Annotated in this window: 17 protein-coding genes; 4 read left to right on the forward strand and 13 right to left on the reverse strand. The window is 63.0% G+C overall.

Annotation, left to right across the window (positions count from 1 at the left end; all coding sequences use genetic code 11):
- Positions 1–89: 89 nt before the first annotated feature.
- The 9 genes from A3AS_RS0101570 to A3AS_RS48110 all read right to left on the reverse strand — a co-directional run bounded on the left by A3AS_RS0101570 (position 90) and on the right by A3AS_RS48110 (position 9,614).
- Positions 90–863: a fumarylacetoacetate hydrolase family protein gene (locus A3AS_RS0101570; protein ID WP_049814768.1), complete on the reverse strand. Its 774-nt coding sequence runs from the start codon at positions 861–863 to the stop codon at positions 90–92.
- Positions 864–874: 11 nt separating this feature from the next.
- Positions 875–1,894: a 2-dehydropantoate 2-reductase gene (locus A3AS_RS0101575; protein ID WP_018315848.1), complete on the reverse strand. Its 1,020-nt coding sequence runs from the start codon at positions 1,892–1,894 to the stop codon at positions 875–877.
- A gap of 98 nt (positions 1,895–1,992) precedes the next feature.
- Positions 1,993–2,421 carry a CBS domain-containing protein gene (locus tag A3AS_RS0101580; protein ID WP_018315849.1) on the reverse strand — a complete coding sequence of 143 codons (429 nt, stop codon included), beginning with the start codon at positions 2,419–2,421 and terminating at the stop codon, positions 1,993–1,995.
- A gap of 177 nt (positions 2,422–2,598) precedes the next feature.
- Complete coding sequence (gene oxlT / locus A3AS_RS0101585) at positions 2,599–3,933, reverse strand: oxalate/formate MFS antiporter (RefSeq protein WP_018315850.1); 1,335 nt, start codon at positions 3,931–3,933, stop codon at positions 2,599–2,601.
- 262 nt (positions 3,934–4,195) lie between these two features.
- On the reverse strand, positions 4,196–5,485 hold the full coding sequence (gene oxlT / locus A3AS_RS0101590) for an oxalate/formate MFS antiporter (protein WP_026201561.1): 1,290 nt from the start codon (positions 5,483–5,485) through the stop codon (positions 4,196–4,198).
- Positions 5,486–5,891: 406 nt separating this feature from the next.
- Positions 5,892–7,391 carry a tripartite tricarboxylate transporter permease gene (locus tag A3AS_RS0101595; RefSeq protein WP_018315852.1) on the reverse strand — a complete coding sequence of 500 codons (1,500 nt, stop codon included), beginning with the start codon at positions 7,389–7,391 and terminating at the stop codon, positions 5,892–5,894.
- Between the two features lie 42 nt (positions 7,392–7,433).
- The gene (locus A3AS_RS0101600) at positions 7,434–7,931 is read right to left on the reverse strand and encodes a tripartite tricarboxylate transporter TctB family protein (RefSeq protein ID WP_026201562.1); all 498 of its coding nucleotides are present in this window, start codon (positions 7,929–7,931) and stop codon (positions 7,434–7,436) included.
- Between the two features lie 84 nt (positions 7,932–8,015).
- Positions 8,016–9,020 (reverse strand): tripartite tricarboxylate transporter substrate binding protein, encoded by a 1,005-nt coding sequence (locus A3AS_RS0101605; RefSeq protein WP_018315854.1) that lies wholly within the window; start codon positions 9,018–9,020, stop codon positions 8,016–8,018.
- Positions 9,021–9,476: 456 nt separating this feature from the next.
- Complete coding sequence (locus tag A3AS_RS48110) at positions 9,477–9,614, reverse strand: hypothetical protein (protein WP_018315855.1); 138 nt, start codon at positions 9,612–9,614, stop codon at positions 9,477–9,479.
- A gap of 398 nt (positions 9,615–10,012) precedes the next feature.
- Between A3AS_RS48110 and A3AS_RS0101615 the strand changes: the two genes are divergently transcribed.
- Positions 10,013–11,344 carry an Hsp70 family protein gene (locus A3AS_RS0101615; RefSeq protein WP_026201563.1) on the forward strand — a complete coding sequence of 444 codons (1,332 nt, stop codon included), beginning with the start codon at positions 10,013–10,015 and terminating at the stop codon, positions 11,342–11,344.
- Positions 11,345–11,574: 230 nt separating this feature from the next.
- Here the strand turns inward: A3AS_RS0101615 and A3AS_RS0101620 are convergent, their stop codons facing one another.
- The gene (locus tag A3AS_RS0101620) at positions 11,575–12,018 is read right to left on the reverse strand and encodes an SRPBCC family protein (RefSeq protein ID WP_018315857.1); all 444 of its coding nucleotides are present in this window, start codon (positions 12,016–12,018) and stop codon (positions 11,575–11,577) included.
- 132 nt (positions 12,019–12,150) lie between these two features.
- Positions 12,151–12,840 (reverse strand): hypothetical protein, encoded by a 690-nt coding sequence (locus A3AS_RS0101625; protein ID WP_018315858.1) that lies wholly within the window; start codon positions 12,838–12,840, stop codon positions 12,151–12,153.
- Between the two features lie 345 nt (positions 12,841–13,185).
- Here A3AS_RS0101625 and A3AS_RS0101630 point away from each other — a divergent pair, with 345 nt between their 5' ends.
- The 3 genes from A3AS_RS0101630 (at position 13,186) to A3AS_RS0101640 (ending at position 14,117) form a co-directional block, all read left to right on the forward strand.
- Positions 13,186–13,395, forward strand: a complete 210-nt coding sequence (locus tag A3AS_RS0101630) for a cold-shock protein (protein WP_026201564.1) — start codon at positions 13,186–13,188, stop codon at positions 13,393–13,395.
- Positions 13,396–13,594: 199 nt separating this feature from the next.
- A complete protein-coding gene (locus A3AS_RS0101635; RefSeq protein ID WP_018315860.1) occupies positions 13,595–13,837 on the forward strand; it encodes a hypothetical protein in 243 nt (80 codons plus the stop codon).
- Between the two features lie 55 nt (positions 13,838–13,892).
- Positions 13,893–14,117 carry a hypothetical protein gene (locus tag A3AS_RS0101640; protein ID WP_018315861.1) on the forward strand — a complete coding sequence of 75 codons (225 nt, stop codon included), beginning with the start codon at positions 13,893–13,895 and terminating at the stop codon, positions 14,115–14,117.
- Positions 14,118–14,191: 74 nt separating this feature from the next.
- On the opposite strand, the gene A3AS_RS0101645 is transcribed toward A3AS_RS0101640, so the two are convergent.
- Positions 14,192–14,389 (reverse strand): hypothetical protein, encoded by a 198-nt coding sequence (locus tag A3AS_RS0101645; protein WP_018315862.1) that lies wholly within the window; start codon positions 14,387–14,389, stop codon positions 14,192–14,194.
- Between the two features lie 281 nt (positions 14,390–14,670).
- Positions 14,671–15,948, reverse strand: a complete 1,278-nt coding sequence (gene frc / locus A3AS_RS0101650) for a formyl-CoA transferase (protein WP_018315863.1) — start codon at positions 15,946–15,948, stop codon at positions 14,671–14,673.
- Positions 15,949–15,976 lie beyond the last annotated feature (28 nt).

Here is a 15,976-nt window from a genome sequence, read left to right on the forward strand (position 1 = left end):
GCCCGCACGAGCGTAGCGCATGCGGGACCAAGCGAAGAGCCGTCCCGGATGTCGCTGCGCTCATCCGGGCTACGGCACTGCGTCTGCAGCTACAGCCGAAACTCGTTCGTGAGCTCGCCGATGCCGTCGATCGCGACGGTGACGGTGTTGACCGGCTCCTTCATCACGCCGACGCCGACCGAGGTGCCGACGGCGATGAGGTCGCCGGGGAGCAGGGTCATGTCGTGGGAGATCTTGCTGACCAGCTGCTGCGCCGAGAAGATCATGTCGGAGATCGGGTAGTTTTGCCGCTCCGCGCCGTTGAGGATGGTGCGGACGGTCAGCTTGGCCGGATCGAGGCCGGTTGCGATGACGGGACCGAACGGGCCGTAATCGTCGATGCCCTTGGCGCGGGCCCATTGCGGGAAGGTAGGGTCGCTGGTCAGGATGTCGTTGGCGGTGATGTCGTTGACGCAGGTATAGCCGAAGATGAAGCTGTTGGCTTCGCTGGGGGAGACACGCGCGCAGGTCTTGCCGATGACGATGCCGAGCTCGCCTTCATAGGTGGTCTTGCCGTCGTAATAGGAGGGACGGCGGATCACGGCGCCCGGCGTCGTGATGGTGGTGGTGGCCTTGAGCAGATAAAGCGGCTCCGGCGGCTCGGGCTGGTTCAGCTTGGCGGCGAGCGCGTGGAAATTATTCCAGAGCGCGACGATCTTGCTGGGCGCGCAAGGCGCCAGCAGCTCGACCTCCGACAGTGCCAGGATCTTGCCGGTGGCGGTGTTGCGGCCGAACATCTCGCCCTCGTGCACGCTGATGCCCGATGGCGTCAGCGTGCCGAAACCGGTCGCGCCATTATTCCGGAAGCGCAGCCACTGCTTCATCTCGCCCGCCATCACGCCACCGCCAGTGCGCGGGGATCTGACGGCGTCGAGACGCCGTCATAGAGGCCGGCGATGCGGGCGCGCTGGGTCACCATCGCCAGCACCGAATCGAGCGCGGGCGTCGCGATGCCGGTGAGGCGGCCCATCTCCTGCACCACGGTGACCAGCGGGTCGATCTCCATCGGGCGGCCGCGCTCGAGATCTTGCAGCATCGAGGTCTTGTGCGCGCCGACCTTGCGGGCACCCTCGATGCGGCGCTCGACGTCGACGCGGAATTTGACACCGAAGGTCTCGGCGATCGCTTGTGTCTCCACCATGATTGCGCGCGACAGCGCACGGGTAGACGGATCGGTGCAGATCACGTCGAGCGTTGCATGGGTCAGCGCGCTGATCGGGTTGAAGCAGACATTGCCCCACAGCTTGAGCCAGATCTCGTCGCGGATGCGGTCGAGCACCGGCGCCTTCAGCCCGGCCGCGACGAACAGATCGGCGAGGCGCTGCGCGTCGCTGGTGATCTCGCCGGAGGGCTCGCCGAGCGGGAAGTTGTTGCCGTAGACGTGGCGGATCACGCCGGGCGCCTCGATCTCGGTGGCGGGATAGACGATGCAGCCGATGGCGCGCTCGGCGCCGATTTCGCGCCACTGCCGCCCGCCGGGGTCGATGCTCTCCAGCGTCGAATTCTCGTATTGGCCGCCGTGTTTGTAGAAGTACCAATAGGGGATGCCGTTGACGGCGGTGACGATGCGGGTGTGCGGCCCGAGCAGCGGCTGCATCTTCTCGATCACGCCGGTGATGGAATGGGCCTTCAGCGTGATGATGATGTAGTCCTGCACGCCGAGCTCGGCGGGATCGTCGGTGCAGCGCGGATGCACGGTGTGCTTCTCCTCGCCCGCGAGCAGCGTCAGGCCGCGCTCGCGCATTGCGGCAAGGTGCGCGCCGCGCGCGATGAGGCTGACATCGGCGCCTGCGCGCGCAAGCTGAACCCCGAGATATCCGCCGATTGCGCCGGCGCCGTAGATGCAGATCTTCATGAAATCCTCGCGGGAGACCGGAATTTTGGGACGAAAGATCCGGTCCGGCTCGAACGCGTCCGAGCCGGCCGGTAGTCACAGGGGAAGAGTGCGTCGCTTCAGGCTGCCGCTTGCGGCTTGCCGTTGATGGCCTCGTCCATGGCAGCTGCGATGTCGCGCATGCTGATGACGGAGACGAGGCTGTAATCGTCGATAACAGGCAAATGGCGGATATGATGCCGATTCATCAGATGCCGGACCTGCTCGATCGTATCGCTGGAGCTGCAGGACACCAGCTGCTGCACCGAGACGAGCTGCGAGACCTTGACGTTGACGGCATTCGCGCCGTGCTCGGCGACGGCGCGCACCACGTCGCGCTCGGTGAACATGCCGACGGCGGTATTACCCTCCGAGCGGACCACGTCCTTGACCACGAGAGCGCTGATGTTGTTGGCGCGCATCAGCTTGGCGGCGATACCCACCGTTTCGTTCATCCGCACCGTGACAACGCGCGGCGTCTTCTTGCGCAGAATGTCTCCGACCAGCATTGCAACCTCCCTGGGTGAATGTTGCGAGAAGTGTGGTATACATAATGCCAATCGTCAAGCGCTGGTTTGGGCGATCCGAAAAATCTTGCGACAGTAATACTGACGTTTGCCGTGCGCGAAAAAGAAAAGGGGCGCATCGCTGCGCCCCTTGGTCGATCCCTGCAATGTAAGTGGCGGCTACGCCGTCTCGGTCTTTGCAGTGGTCTTGGCGCTGCCGGTTGCGGTGTTCGCGCTCTCGACTTCCTTGCCGAGGATGAAGGAGCGGCGCATCGGCTTGATCACGAACAGCGCCGTCAGCGCCGCCGTCGCGTTCAGGGCGACGGCGACCACGAACACGGCCTTCCAGCCGTAGGTCGCCGAGATCACGCTGGCGAGCGGGACGAGCAGGGAGGCGGTGCCCTTCGCGGTGTAGAGCATGCCGTTGTTGGTGGTCGCGAATTTCGAGCCGAAGGTGTCGCCGCAGGTCGCGGGGAACAGCGAGTAGATCTCGCCGAACACGCCGAAATACACCGCGGTCGCGAGCACGAACACGACCGGGACATGGCCGTAAGCCGACAGCGTCAGCAGCATCAGCGCCGCCGTGCCGAAGGCGATGAACATGGTGTGCTCGCGGCCGATCGTGTCGGAGACCCAGCCGAAGAAGGGGCGTCCGAAACCGTCGAGGATGCGGTCGAGCGAGATCGCGAAGGTCAGTGCCGCCATCTGGAAGCCGGCCAGCGTGACCGGGGTGTCGGCGATCTTGAAGTCGTGCGCGATGGGGCCGATCTGCGCCGCTGTCATCAGGCCGCCGGATGCGACCATGACGAAGACGAGATACATCACCCAGAAAATAGGGCTGCGCAGCACCTGCGGCGGGGTGAAGTCGATCTTGGTCTGCGGCAGGTTGAGCTGCTTCTTCTTCGGCGGGATCGAGAGCCGCGGCGGCTGGATGAAGAAGGCGAGCACGAACACGATCACGCCCTGGCCGATGCCGAAGGTGAAGAAGGCGTGCTGATAGCCGCTCGATGCGATCATCGTCGCGATCGGCACGATGGTGAGCGCGGCGCCGGCGCCGAAGCCGGCGGCGGTCGCGCCGGCGGCAAGGCCGCGGCGGTCGGGAAACCATTTCAGCGCGTTGCCGACGCAGGTGCCGTACACCGCGCCCGCGCCCATGCCGCCGATGATCGCGGCCGCGTAGAGCAGGGTGAGACTGTCGGCATAGGAATTGAGAATCCAGGACAGCGCGATCATCACGCCGCCGAACATGACGACGATGCGCGGGCCGTATTTGTCGACGAACCAGGCCTCGATCGGCACCAGCCAGGTCTCGGTGACGACGAAGACGGTGAAGGCGAGCTGGATCGCGGCGCGTCCCCAGTGGTGGGCCGCATCGATCGGATCGACGAACAGCGTCCAGCCATATTGCAAATTGGCGATCATCGCCATGCAGACGATGCCCATGACGAGCTGGAGCCAACGGAAACCGGTGCGAAGAGGCGCGGCCGTGACGGCGCCGTCCGTGCTGGAAATCATCAAGAAACCTCCCAACGCGCCTGATTGATCGCGACTTTGGATGGCAAGATGACCCAGTGTCGCAAATGTTGTGGCTTATCGTCGCAAGCGCGGCACAGAGCTTGGTATACCATATTCCAGAATGCAAGACCTAACTGCGGCGGATTGTTCACAAATCTGCGGTTCCATTGGAGGGGAACGGCGCTGCAAGAACGTCGCCAAAACGAAAACGCCCGGCCGTGAGGCCGGGCGTCTGCTTGATGAAGAGCTGTGATGGAGCGTGTCAGATGGTCGATTTGGCCACCACGACCTTGCGCCAGGGCTTGAGCACCGCGATCGCCAGCAGCGAAGCCAGGATGTTGGCGCCGGCCGCGATGATGAACACGCTGTCCCACGTGCCGGACGATTGCTGCATGTAGTTGCCGATCGGGACCAGCAGCGCGGCGGTGCCCTTCGCGGTGTAGAGCAGGCCGGCATTGGTGGTCGCGAACTTGGCGCCGAACGTGTCGGTGCAGGTCGAGGGGAACAGCGAGTAGATCTCACCCCAGGCGAAGAACACGAAGCCCGAGAGCAGCACGAACCAGATCGGATCGTGGCCCCAGAGGTAGAGCATCCAGATGCCGAAACCTTCCATGCCGAAGGCGATGAACATCGTGTTCTCGCGGCCGATCATGTCGGAGATCCAGCCGAAGAACGGACGCGTCAGGCCGTTGAGCACGCGGTCGATGGTGGCCGCGAACGTCACTGCTGTCATCGTCACCGCCATCAGCGTGACCGGCACGTTGTCGACCTTCCAGTCGGCCGCGATGGGCTTCAGGTTGGCCGTCACCATCAAGCCGCCGGCGCCGACGATCACGAACATGAAATACATCAGCCAGAAGATCGGCTGACGCAGCACCTCGGTCGGCTGGTAGTTGCGCCGGGTCTGCAGCAAGTTGGCATTGGCCACCACGGTCGGCACCTGGCCTGCTTTCGGCGCGAGCAGGAAGAAGGCGAGGATGCAGATGATGATGCCCTGTCCGAGGCCGAAATAGAGGAAGGTGGTCTGGAATCCACTGTCCTTGATCATGGCCTGGATCGGCGCGACGGTGAGCGCGGAGCCCGCACCGAAGCCCGCGGCGGTGATGCCCGCGGCAAGACCGCGCTTGTCCGGAAACCACTTCAGCGCGTTGCCGACGCAGGTGCCGTAGACGCCGCCGGCGCCGATGCCGGCGATGATCATGCCGAGGTAGTAGCCGTTGAGCGAAGTGGCCTGGGCGTTGATCGCCCAGCCGATGGCGCAGAGCACGCCGCCGACCAGCACGACGATGCGCGGACCGTATTTGTCGACGAACCATCCTTCGACCGGGACCAGCCAGGTCTCGAACAGGACGAAGAGCGTAAAGGCCCATTGGATCGACGCGCGATCCCAGCCGAACTTCTTCTGGATGTCAGGGACGAAGAACGTCCAGCCGTACTGATAATTGGCGATCATCACCATCGCGGCGACGCCAACTGCCAACTGCGTCCAGCGATAGGCGTCGCTGACGCGCGCGACGCTTGGGGCCGCTGTTGACTGCACCATGTCTGTCATAAAAAACCCTCCCGAAGGCGCCGATCATTTTTATGCGTGCGCTGGTCGCATCCTGGTATTCATTATGCCAAGATTCAAGCGAAGGACTGGAGGGTGCGGCGAAATATCGCGGCTTTATCACATGCGCCATGGCTGGGCGATTGTAAAGCCCAATTCGCTTTCGGCCTGTGATCAACGCATTGATTTCGTGAGAAGTCTTCCCCGTTGCGGCGAAGCCGCAAGCAGCTGGTGGGAACCTACGCATCCACAATTTTCAGCTTCTGGGTCGGTCGAGCGCGCGGCCCCCTCGCACATCGGTGCGCGGCTGTGGCGTGACTGCTCAGTCGTGGAATTCTGTATTCCAGAAGTTTGGCCGCATGGCCGGGTTCAACGGCGGCCGCCGACGCCGATTGCGCCGGCGCCCGCCTCACGCCATCGACATGCGCAGCCGGCTGTAGCCTTCCTGGATCGCGGACCAGAACAGGGCGATCAGACCGAGCGCCATGATGGTGCTGACGAGGCCGTTGGAGAAGAACACCCCGAGCGAGCCCTGCGATCCCAGCAGCGATTGGCGGAAGGCTTCCTCCGCCTTGTCGCCGAGCACGATGGCGAGCACGAGAGGTGCGAGCGGGTAGTTGCATTTCTTCAGGAGATAGCCGAGCACGCCGAACACCAGCATCAGCATCACGTCGAAGGTGCTGTTGTGCACCGAATAGGCGCCGATCGCGCACAGCACCAGGATCAGCGGGGCGATGATGCCGAACGGTACGCGCAGGATCGCGGCGAAGAGCGGCACGCAGGTGAGCACGACGATGAGGCCGGCGAGATTGCCGAGATACATCGAGGCGATCAGTCCCCAGACGAATTCCTTCTGCTCCACGAACAGCATCGGGCCCGGCTGCAGGCCCCAGATCAGGAGGCCGCCGAGCAGCACGGCAGCCGTCGGCGAGCCGGGCACGCCGAGCGACAGCATCGGCAGCAGCGCCGAGGTGCCCGCCGCATGCGCGGCCGTCTCCGGCGCGATCACGCCTTCGATCTCGCCCTTGCCGAAATTGTTGCCGCGCCGCGCCAGGCGCTTGGCGATGCCGTAGCTCATGAAGGAGGCCGGCGTCGCTCCGGCGGGCGTGACGCCCATCCAGCAGCCGATCAGGCAGGAGCGCAGCGAGGTCATCCAGTAGGTGGGCAGCTCGCGCCAGGTCTGAAGCACGACGCGAAGGTTGATGCTGGCATTGCCGCCGCGGAAGGCGAGCCCTTCCTCCATGGTCAGCAGGATCTCGCCGATCCCGAACAGGCCGATCACGGCGATCAGGAAGTCGAAACCGTTGAGCAGCTCGGTGACGCCGAAGGTCAGCCGCAATTGCCCGGTGATCGAATCGAGGCCGACCGCCGCGAGCGCGAAGCCCATCATCATCGCCGCGATGGTCTTGAAAGGCGGCTCCTTGCTGAGGCCGACGAAGCTGCAGAAGGCGAGGAAGTACACTGCGAACTTCTCCGCCGGACCAAATCGCAGCGCAAAGCCCGCGACCAGCGGCGCGACCAGCGTGATCATGATGACGGCAAACAGTGCGCCGACGAAGGAAGAGGTGAAGGCGGCGGTCAGGGCTTCGCCGGGCTTGCCCTGCTGCGCCATCGGATAGCCGTCGAAGGTGGTCGCCACCGACCATGGCTCGCCGGGGATGTTGAACAGGATCGAGGTGATGGCGCCGCCGAACAAGGCGCCCCAGTAGATGCATGACAGCATGATGATCGCCGATGTCGGCGGCATGCTGAAGGTCAGGGGAAGCAGGATCGCCACGCCGTTGGCGCCCCCGAGCCCCGGCAGCACGCCGATGATGACCCCGAGCGTGATGCCGATGATCATCAGCATGATATTATAGGGCTGCAGGGCGACCGCGAAGCCGTGAAATAGATTGGCCAACTCTTCCATATCGATACGTCCTGCAGCAGCAATTGAATGAATGCGTGGCCCTTACAGACCGAGCCATTCCTCGAACGGCCCCTTGGGAAGCGGGACCAGGAACCAGCGCTCGAAAACGAGATAGGTCACCACCGGCATGCCGACCGCCACCGCGATGACCGTCAGCCAGCGATAGCCACCGAGCCAGCGCATGAACCAGGCGATGAAGACCATCGAGGCAATGTAGAGGCCGATGAACGGCATCGAGCCGACATAGATCGCGGTGGGTACGACGACGCTCATGACCTGGCGAAGCTGTCCCCATTCCGCGAACAGGCGGCCGTCGTCGTCGCGTCGCGCGTGCCACAGGTTGATGGCGCTGGCGCCGACGATTGCGGCGCCGATATAGAAGGGGAAGAACCCGGCTCGCGGACCCTCCGCGCCCCAGTTGATGCCGGCCTTCAGGCTGCCGAAGATAACGACGAGACCAAAGGCGCCGATCAACAGCGCCATGCCGATTTCCATCGTCTTGTGTGCCGGGCCAGATTCGGATCCGGATCGTTCAGTCATGAGACCTCCGCGCAGAAATGCAGTCGTCGCATTCGCCGACGGCCTGAGGACGACAGCATCCTCGGCCGTCATCGATGCCGTGGCTCAATTCGATGCGAGGAAACCGGCTTCCTTCATCAAGCCCTCGTGCCGCTTCTCCTCCGCCTCGACCCACTTGGCGTAGTCGGCCCCGGTCAGGAAGGTCGTGTTGAAGGCGCCGCTCTTCATGAAATCCTGCCATTCCGGCGTGGCGCGAACCTTCTTGAACAGCTCGACGTAATACTCGACCTGATCCTTGGTGGCCTTGGGCGACATGAAGATGCCGCGCAGCATGAGATATTCCATCGCGAGGCCCTGCGACTTGCAGGTCGGAATATCCTTCCAGGCCTTGCCCTCGGCGATCGGCTCGTCATAGGCCATCGGCTGGGCGTCGAAGACGCAGAGCGGACGGAGCTTGCCGCCGCGCCATTGCGCGACCGCCTCGATCGGATTGTTGACGGTGGAATCGACGTGATTGCCGACGAGCTGAACCGCGACCTCGCCGCCGCCCTTGTAGGGGATGTAGGTGAACTTCGCGTCGATCGCCTTCTCGATGCCGACCGTAATGATCTGGTCTTCCTGCTTCGAGCCGGTGCCGCCCATCTTGAACGAGCCGCTTGGTGCCTTCTTCGCGGCGTCGACATAATCCTTGACGCTAGTGTACGGCTTTTCGGCATTCACCCAGAGCACGAATTCATCCAGCGCCAGCATCGCGACCGGAGTCAAATCCTTCCAGTTGAACGGAATCCCCGTTGCCAGCGGTGTCGTGAACAAGTTCGAGAGCGTGATGATGATCTTGTGCGGATTGCCCGACGACGTCTTCACGTCGAGAAAGCCTTCGCCGCCTGCACCGCCGGCCTTGTTGATGACGACCAGCGGCTGCTTCATGAGATTATGCTTGGTGACGATGCCCTGGATGGTTCGTGCCATCTGATCGGCGCCGCCACCGGTGCCCGCGGGCACGATGAACTCGACCGGACGAACCGGCTCCCAGGCCGCAAAACTTGCGGTGCTGCCTGCGCACGACATCGCCATTGCCGCCAAAGCGACATTCAGAACGAATGACTTCATCTCGTTTCACTCCCTGTCGAAACGCGGCCGTTCTTTGCCGGCTCGCGTCAGCCCATCCGGATTCACACGCTTGGGGTCACCTTTGCGGTCGATCTCCCATTGCAGCCTCACCAACCAGAAGTTTATGAGCGGGGACAAGGCGCGACATCCGCTCCTTTGGGCTAAGGCTCCGCCATGATTGGCAAACGTGCCATGTCCTTGGCCGTTCCTGTCCCGCGCTCTGCATCCCCATCTAGCACCTTGGTCGTGCAATCGTTTTTGGTTGTCGAATGGTATGCGAGATACCAGCTGGCTCACAATTGGACAGCTGGCCAGATCGGCGGACCAATCGTCGCAGTTGTGTTCGCGGGCGAAGCGGGACCAAAAGAAAATGGCCCCGACGAGGGGGCCATTATCAAACGTAGCGCCTGCGATTGCCGGCCGCGCGCCGTTTCGGCTGCGCGAGAAAGGCCTTTCTTACAGGCCGAAACGCGGCAGGTCGCCGTTGTGGTTCGAGATCGCGGCGCTCGCCATCAGGAAACGATCGACCGCAGCCATAAAGCGGCTGAACAGCGAGGAGGAGGGGGCGAAAGCGACGGAAGCGGTCTTGGACATTGGAATTCCCTTTCTTGAGACGATCAGTCTTGGCGTCTCGTCTGGGGATGAAACTATGTATACCAGATGCCACTGTCTATGCGCTTGTTTGCATAGCAGCATACAAAGTCCCGCATTGCAGCATAATGCCGGGTTAATCCGGCCGGTTCGGGCTTAAAAGGCCCACCAAAAGAGGCTTTTCCGTCTTAGACGCCATCTTCGGACGCCGAAAGCACACCGATCAGAGGCAAATTCAGACGATTGAAGCGGAAAACGGTGCCCTCCGGCGCGAACCTGACGCGAGCCTCAATGGCCGAGGGCTTTGCAGGGCAAGGGCTTTCTTGGCGGGGCAAGGCTTGGCAGGGCAGGTCAAAGTCGCTAGTGGTCTGCCCCCTTCCAATCATCTGTCAGAGTGGTTCATGTCGAGCGCCTCGCCCGCCGTCTCGATCGGCATCGATTTTGGGACCAGCAATACGGTCGTCGCCCTTGCCGCGGACGACCGCCGGGTCGAGGCCATCCGCTTCGACCACGGCGGACAGCGCCATAGCGTCTATGTATCGGCTTTGTGCTTCTGGGAGGACCGGCCGGGCGCCGGTGCCCAGGCCGAAGGCGGCCCCTGGGCGATCGAGCAATTCCTCGAAGGACGCCACGTCTACCGCTTCCTGCAATCGTTCAAGACGTTTGCGGCGAGCAGCAGCTTCAACACCACGCAAGTGTTCCGGCAGCGCTTCAAGTTCGAGGATATTCTGGCGGCGTTCCTGCGGACGTTGGCGCGCCATGGCGGCGACAGGTTCGGCTTCGAGACCTCGACCATCACGGTCGGCCGCCCGGTGCGCTTCGCCGGCGGCAATCCCGATGAAGAGCTGGCGATGCAGCGCTACCGCGCCGCGTTCGAGCGCCTGGGCGCCGGCCATGCGCGCTACGTCTACGAGCCCGTGGGCGCGGCGTTCTCCTTTGCCCGAAGGCTGGAGCACGATGCCACCGTGCTGGTGGCGGATTTTGGCGGCGGCACCAGCGATTTCTCCGTGATGCGCTTCTCGCGCGCGGGCGGCAGCCTTCGCGCCGAGCCACTCGGCCACGCCGGCGTCGGCATCGCCGGCGACACGTTCGATTACCGGATCGTCGACCACGTCGTCTCGCCGCGGCTCGGCAAGGGCTCCAGCTTCCGCTCGTTCGACAAGGTGCTGCCGATCCCCAGCGGCCATTACACCAACCTCGCGCGCTGGCATCAACTGGCGATGATGAAGAGCAACGGCGATCTGCGCGAGCTCAGGGAGCTTGCGCGCACCGCGCTGAAGCCGAAGCTGCTCGAGGATTTCATCACCATCGTCGATCTCGACCTCGGCTTTTCGCTATACCGCGCGGTGTCCGACGCAAAGGTCGCGCTGTCGGCGCAGGACGAGGTGGATTTCCGCTTCAAGGGCGGCGGCGTCGACATCGGCGCGGCCATCACGCGGAAGAATTTCGAATCCTGGATTGCCGACGACATCGCCCGGCTCGGGGCCACCGTCGACAAGGTGCTGGCCGAAGCCGGCATCACCGCGCGCGAGATCGAGAAGGTGTTCTTGACCGGCGGCACGTCCTTCGTACCGGCAGTCCGAAAACTATTCGCCGAGCGGTTCGGCAACGAACGGCTGACGTCGGGCGACCAGTTCGAGTCGATCGCCTATGGGCTCGCCTTGATCGGACACAGTTCCGACCCGGACCGCTGGACCGCCGGCGGCGGGCTCGAGGCGAAGGCGGGAGCTTAACGATTCTCCGTCATTGCGAGCGCAGCAAAGCAATCCAGAATCCCTCCGCGGAAACACTCTGGATTGCTTCGCTACGCTCGCAATGACGGCGTGGGTAGAACGGCGCATCGGCTCGACCAGTGCCGTAGGGTGGGCAGAGCGAAGCGTGCCCACGCGTCTGTCGCTGTGTCGGAAGATCGTGGGCACGGCGCAGTTGCGCCTTTGCCCACCCTACGACGTCAAGGCCGTCGCTACTGATTGATCTCCGGCTCGACCAGCTTCGCCAGATTGCGCAGGGATTCCTGCCAGCCGAGATAGCAGGCCTCCGGCGGGATGACGTCGGGGATGCCGGCCTGCGTGATGTCCACTTCGGTGCCGACCGAGACCTTCTTCAGGATCACGGTGACCTGAATTTCGCCGGGCAGGTTGGGATCGTCGAACCTGTCAGTGTAGCGAAGGCGTTCGCCGGGCACGAGCTCGACATATTCGCCGCCGAACGAATGGCTGTTGCCCGTCGTGAAATTCCGGAACGACATCTTGAACGTGCCGCCGACCTTGGGCTCGAAATGATGCACGGTGCAGGTGAAGCCGTTCGGCGGCAGCCATTTCGCCATCGCATCGGCCTCCAGGAAAGCGCGATAGACTTTTTGCGGGCTGGTGGCGAGAACGCGATGCAGGTGGATCGTGCTGGGCATGGTTGTTATCCTCAGTGATTGATGGGCCCGAGATTGGCGTCTATGGCCCATTCATGTCACGAGGACGACCGGGAAGGCGCCGATCCGACATGGCATCTCGTTTTTTTGTCGGCGGTCCTTCTGGCCGGGTTGCTAGATCGCTGTGACATCCTGTGGCGTCATCGTGAATGCCAGCCTGTAGCGGCCGATCGTCGCATTGTTCTGTGCGCCGAGATCGCCAAGCGATCCTGGCGAAAGCGGGCTGGCGATCACAGCCTCAACCACATCGGCATCGTAGCCTGAGAGCAGCACGATCCAGTCGGCAGCGCCGTCCTTGCCGCGGATCTGTTGTTCAGTCGTGGGCGCGCTCGTGCGAGGCGTGTCGGTGAAGAGGAGGTGGGCGCCTGTCAGCCCCGGCTGCAGCGCCAATGCGCTGAGCGTTTCCGACAGGCGCGTCTGCAATTGCGCATCCCGTCCGGTTTCCGGCGACAGCCTGATGGTGGCAAGCGAGGTCGCGACACCTCCGCCAGAGCTCGCGACGATCCGGCATTGGCTGCGGACCATGCCGAGATGATGCGGCATCATCCTGGTCGACCACGGCGTTGGCGCGTTGAGCCGGTCGAGATATCCCTTCGACGTGAGGACCTCGTATTGTTCGAGCTCGTAGAGCACGAAGAAACCTTCGGCGTCCGTCGTGCTGGTCCAGCGCGACCCGCGCCGGAAGCCGGGAATGCTCATCCGCTCCTGGAAGTGTTCATGCGAATGCCAGTCGCCGAACTCGGTGCGCTGCTCGGGGCGAACGCTCCACCACATCGCGACGGCGGCCTTGCCCAGTAGTGACATGGTGACCTCCCATCCTGAGCAGCAAGATCAGCCCGAATGTCTACGCCGCGTCAACGGAAGCCACAATTCCGCAGCCGTTCCTCGTTCAAACCCAATCCGTTTCGCCAGAGGGAGGCTCCGCGTAGTCGCCTCAAACCTGGGACTGTTCCGCCGAGGTCCCTGGTGCAATTAAGCTTGGCCAAGCCTTGCAAGTGGGGATGGTGGGGTATACCCTGAATTCGTTCGTTCAGCCGCTGTGCCTTGTTGAATGCGCCCGCGGGCTCCTTTTCCATAGACATCGACGAATTGAATTGGTTCTGCGTGAGCGTCACGCGGAATGTGCGCTTGCGCGCTTTGGAGAAGAAAATGACGACAGGTACCGTGAAGTGGTTCAACGGCCAGAAGGGCTTTGGATTCATTCAGCCCGACGACGGCGGCAACGATGTGTTCGTTCACATCAGCGCGGTCGAGCGGGCTGGTCTTGCGGGTCTCGCTGAAGGCCAAAAGGTCAACTTCGAGGCCAAGACCGACAAGATGCGGGGCAAAGTCAGCGCTGAGAATCTCTCGCTGGCTTGAGCTCGCTAAAGCATGATCCGGAAAACTGCGCAGCGGTTTTCCGAAGGGATCATGTTAGACAACAATCTAGAAGCGCGATGACGGTTCATCGTGATCGCATCGCGCTTTGGTACCGTTTCACGGATGTACTGAAACGGTTACGCTGCCCGCTCGATCGTAAGGATTGAGCGGGTTTTGTCTATTCGGAGCAGGGTGAAGGATGAGCGCCAGGAAATCGGCAGAACCGTCACCCGAAGGCATCGCGCGTTCCAACCGCCAGCGCCTGGCGGCCGAGGAAGGAGCACGCGCGATGGCGGATGCCGAAAAGCAGGCGGTGGACGTTCGCAAGAACATGGCAAGGCTTCGCGAACTGCGCGAAGCCAAGGAAGCGGCCGATGCAACTCTTCGCGCATCGTTACCGGCACCAACCCCGACGAAGCGCAAGAAGAAGCCGCCGCAATAGTCGACTTCAGCAGCGCCGCCGACGAAATCTGGAAGGACCGGTCACATGCCGAAGAGTGCGGGTCGTGCCTAGAGCCAAGTCGGACGGCGGTGGCACAATCACCTTTTTCCTGGCGCTTGGCGCAGGCCGGCAGATGTGCCGGCTCGCGACCACGTTCCAAACGCAGAAACAGGCTTTCAGCTATCTTCAGAAGCACCGCACCGAGTTCGAGCGCATCGCGCGAACCCGGCTGGCGTCCGGGGAGCTCGAAGACGGCATCGTCGTTCTCTCGATGCTCTAGGTGGCTATCCGGCGCCGATTTCGGCGGCTTTCAACCGGCCGGATGTCAGATCGTAACCAGCGACGGGGCGCTTCCTATTCGGGCAAGCCTTTTTCGAGCAGCTCTTTCGACTTTGCCTCGCGGGCCAATCGCTCTGCTTTGAGCCGCTCGCGGTTCTCGTTGAGGGAGTGCTGGTGCTTGGCATAGTCAGTCATGGGCTTCTGCGTCTTGACAGGCTTGAACGCCTTGTTGGCTTCACGCCTGGCCCGATCAGAGGATTGATCTCTCAACATTTCGACCTCACTTCGATCAATGGGCGTGGCCCGCGAGCGCCGAACGCGACGCCACCCGCTTGCGAGCGGATTAGTCACCCTCTGAACGGGAGGGTGGACAATCCTTCAGTGTTGGGCGGTTTGGCGCGAGGTTTGGTCACTCGCCGTGGAGGCGGCACGTTCGCACTTCTGAGAGCATGCCGGTCGAAGGAGTAACGGCCGGCGTGTGGTTCAGTTCCTTCGGTCCGAAACAAAAAGGCCGCCGAAACCGGCGGCCTTTCGTCGTTCACTGATAGGTCCGCTTACTCCGCGGCCTGCTTCTGCGGCGGGTCGAGCGCGCCGGACTTGTGGATGTCGGCGACCTGGTGGTCGGAGAAGCCGAGCACGGAGCGCAGGATCTCGTCGGTGTGCTCGCCGAGCAGCGGGGAGCGCTCGACGTCGCTCGGGCTATCCGACAGCTTGATCGGGTTGCCGACCGAGATGTACTTGCCGCGGGTGGGGTGGTCGACTTCGACCAAGGTACCGGTGGCGCGCAGCGACTGGTCCTCGATGATCTCCTTCATCGACAGGATCGGGCCGCAGGGGATGTCGTCCTTGTTGAGGATTTCCATCGCCTCGAACTTGGTCTTGGTCATCGTCCACTGCTCGATGCGCGCAAAAATCTCGTTGAGGCGCGACAGCCGGGCCGGCGGCTTGGCGTAGTCGGGATGGGTCTTCCAGCCGGGTTCGCCGATCACGTCGCAGATCTTCTCCCAGACCGGCGCCTGGGTGATGAAATAGAGGTAGGCGTTGGGATCGGTCTCCCAGCCTTTGCACTTGACGATGCGGCCGGGCTGGCCGCCGCCGGAATCATTGCCGGCGCGCGGCACGGCGTCGCCGAACGGAATGCCTTCGCCGTACTGGCTGTATTCCTTCAGCGGGCCATGGGCGAGGCGCTGCTGGTCGCGCAGCTTGACGCGGGCGAGGTTGAGCACGCCGTCCTGCATCGCAGCCGTAACCTTCTGGCCCTTGCCGGTGACGGTGCGCTGGTAGAGCGCGGTGACGATGCCGAGCGCGAGGTGGAGGCCGGTGCCGCTGTCGCCGATCTGCGCGCCGGTGACGAGCGGAAGACCGTCGCGGAAGCCGGTGGTGGAAGCGGCGCCGCCGGTGCACTGCGCGACGTTCTCATAGACCTTGCAGTCTTCGTACGGTCCGGGGCCGAAGCCCTTGATCGAGGCGACGATCATCTTCGGGTTGATGGCCTGGATCTTCTCCCAGGGGAAGCCCATGCGGTCGAGCACGCCGGGGCCGAAGTTTTCCACCAGCACGTCGCACTTCTTGATCAGCTCGGTGAGGACTTCCTTGCCCTTGGGGTTCTTGGTGTCGAGCGTGATCGAGCGCTTGTTGTGGTTGAGCATGGTGAAATACAGGCTGTCCACGTTCGGGATGTCCTGCAGCTGGCCGCGGGTGATGTCACCCACGCCCGGACGTTCCACCTTGATCACGTCGGCGCCGAACCAGGCGAGCAGCTGCGTGCAGGTCGGTCCTGATTGAACGTGGGTGAAGTCGAGAATGCGAACGCCCGTAAGCGCTTTGGTCATCGTGTTGCTCCGTACTCTGTGTCTGCCC

This window comes from Bradyrhizobium sp. WSM2793, assembly GCF_000379585.1.
GTDB lineage: Bacteria > Pseudomonadota > Alphaproteobacteria > Rhizobiales > Xanthobacteraceae > Bradyrhizobium.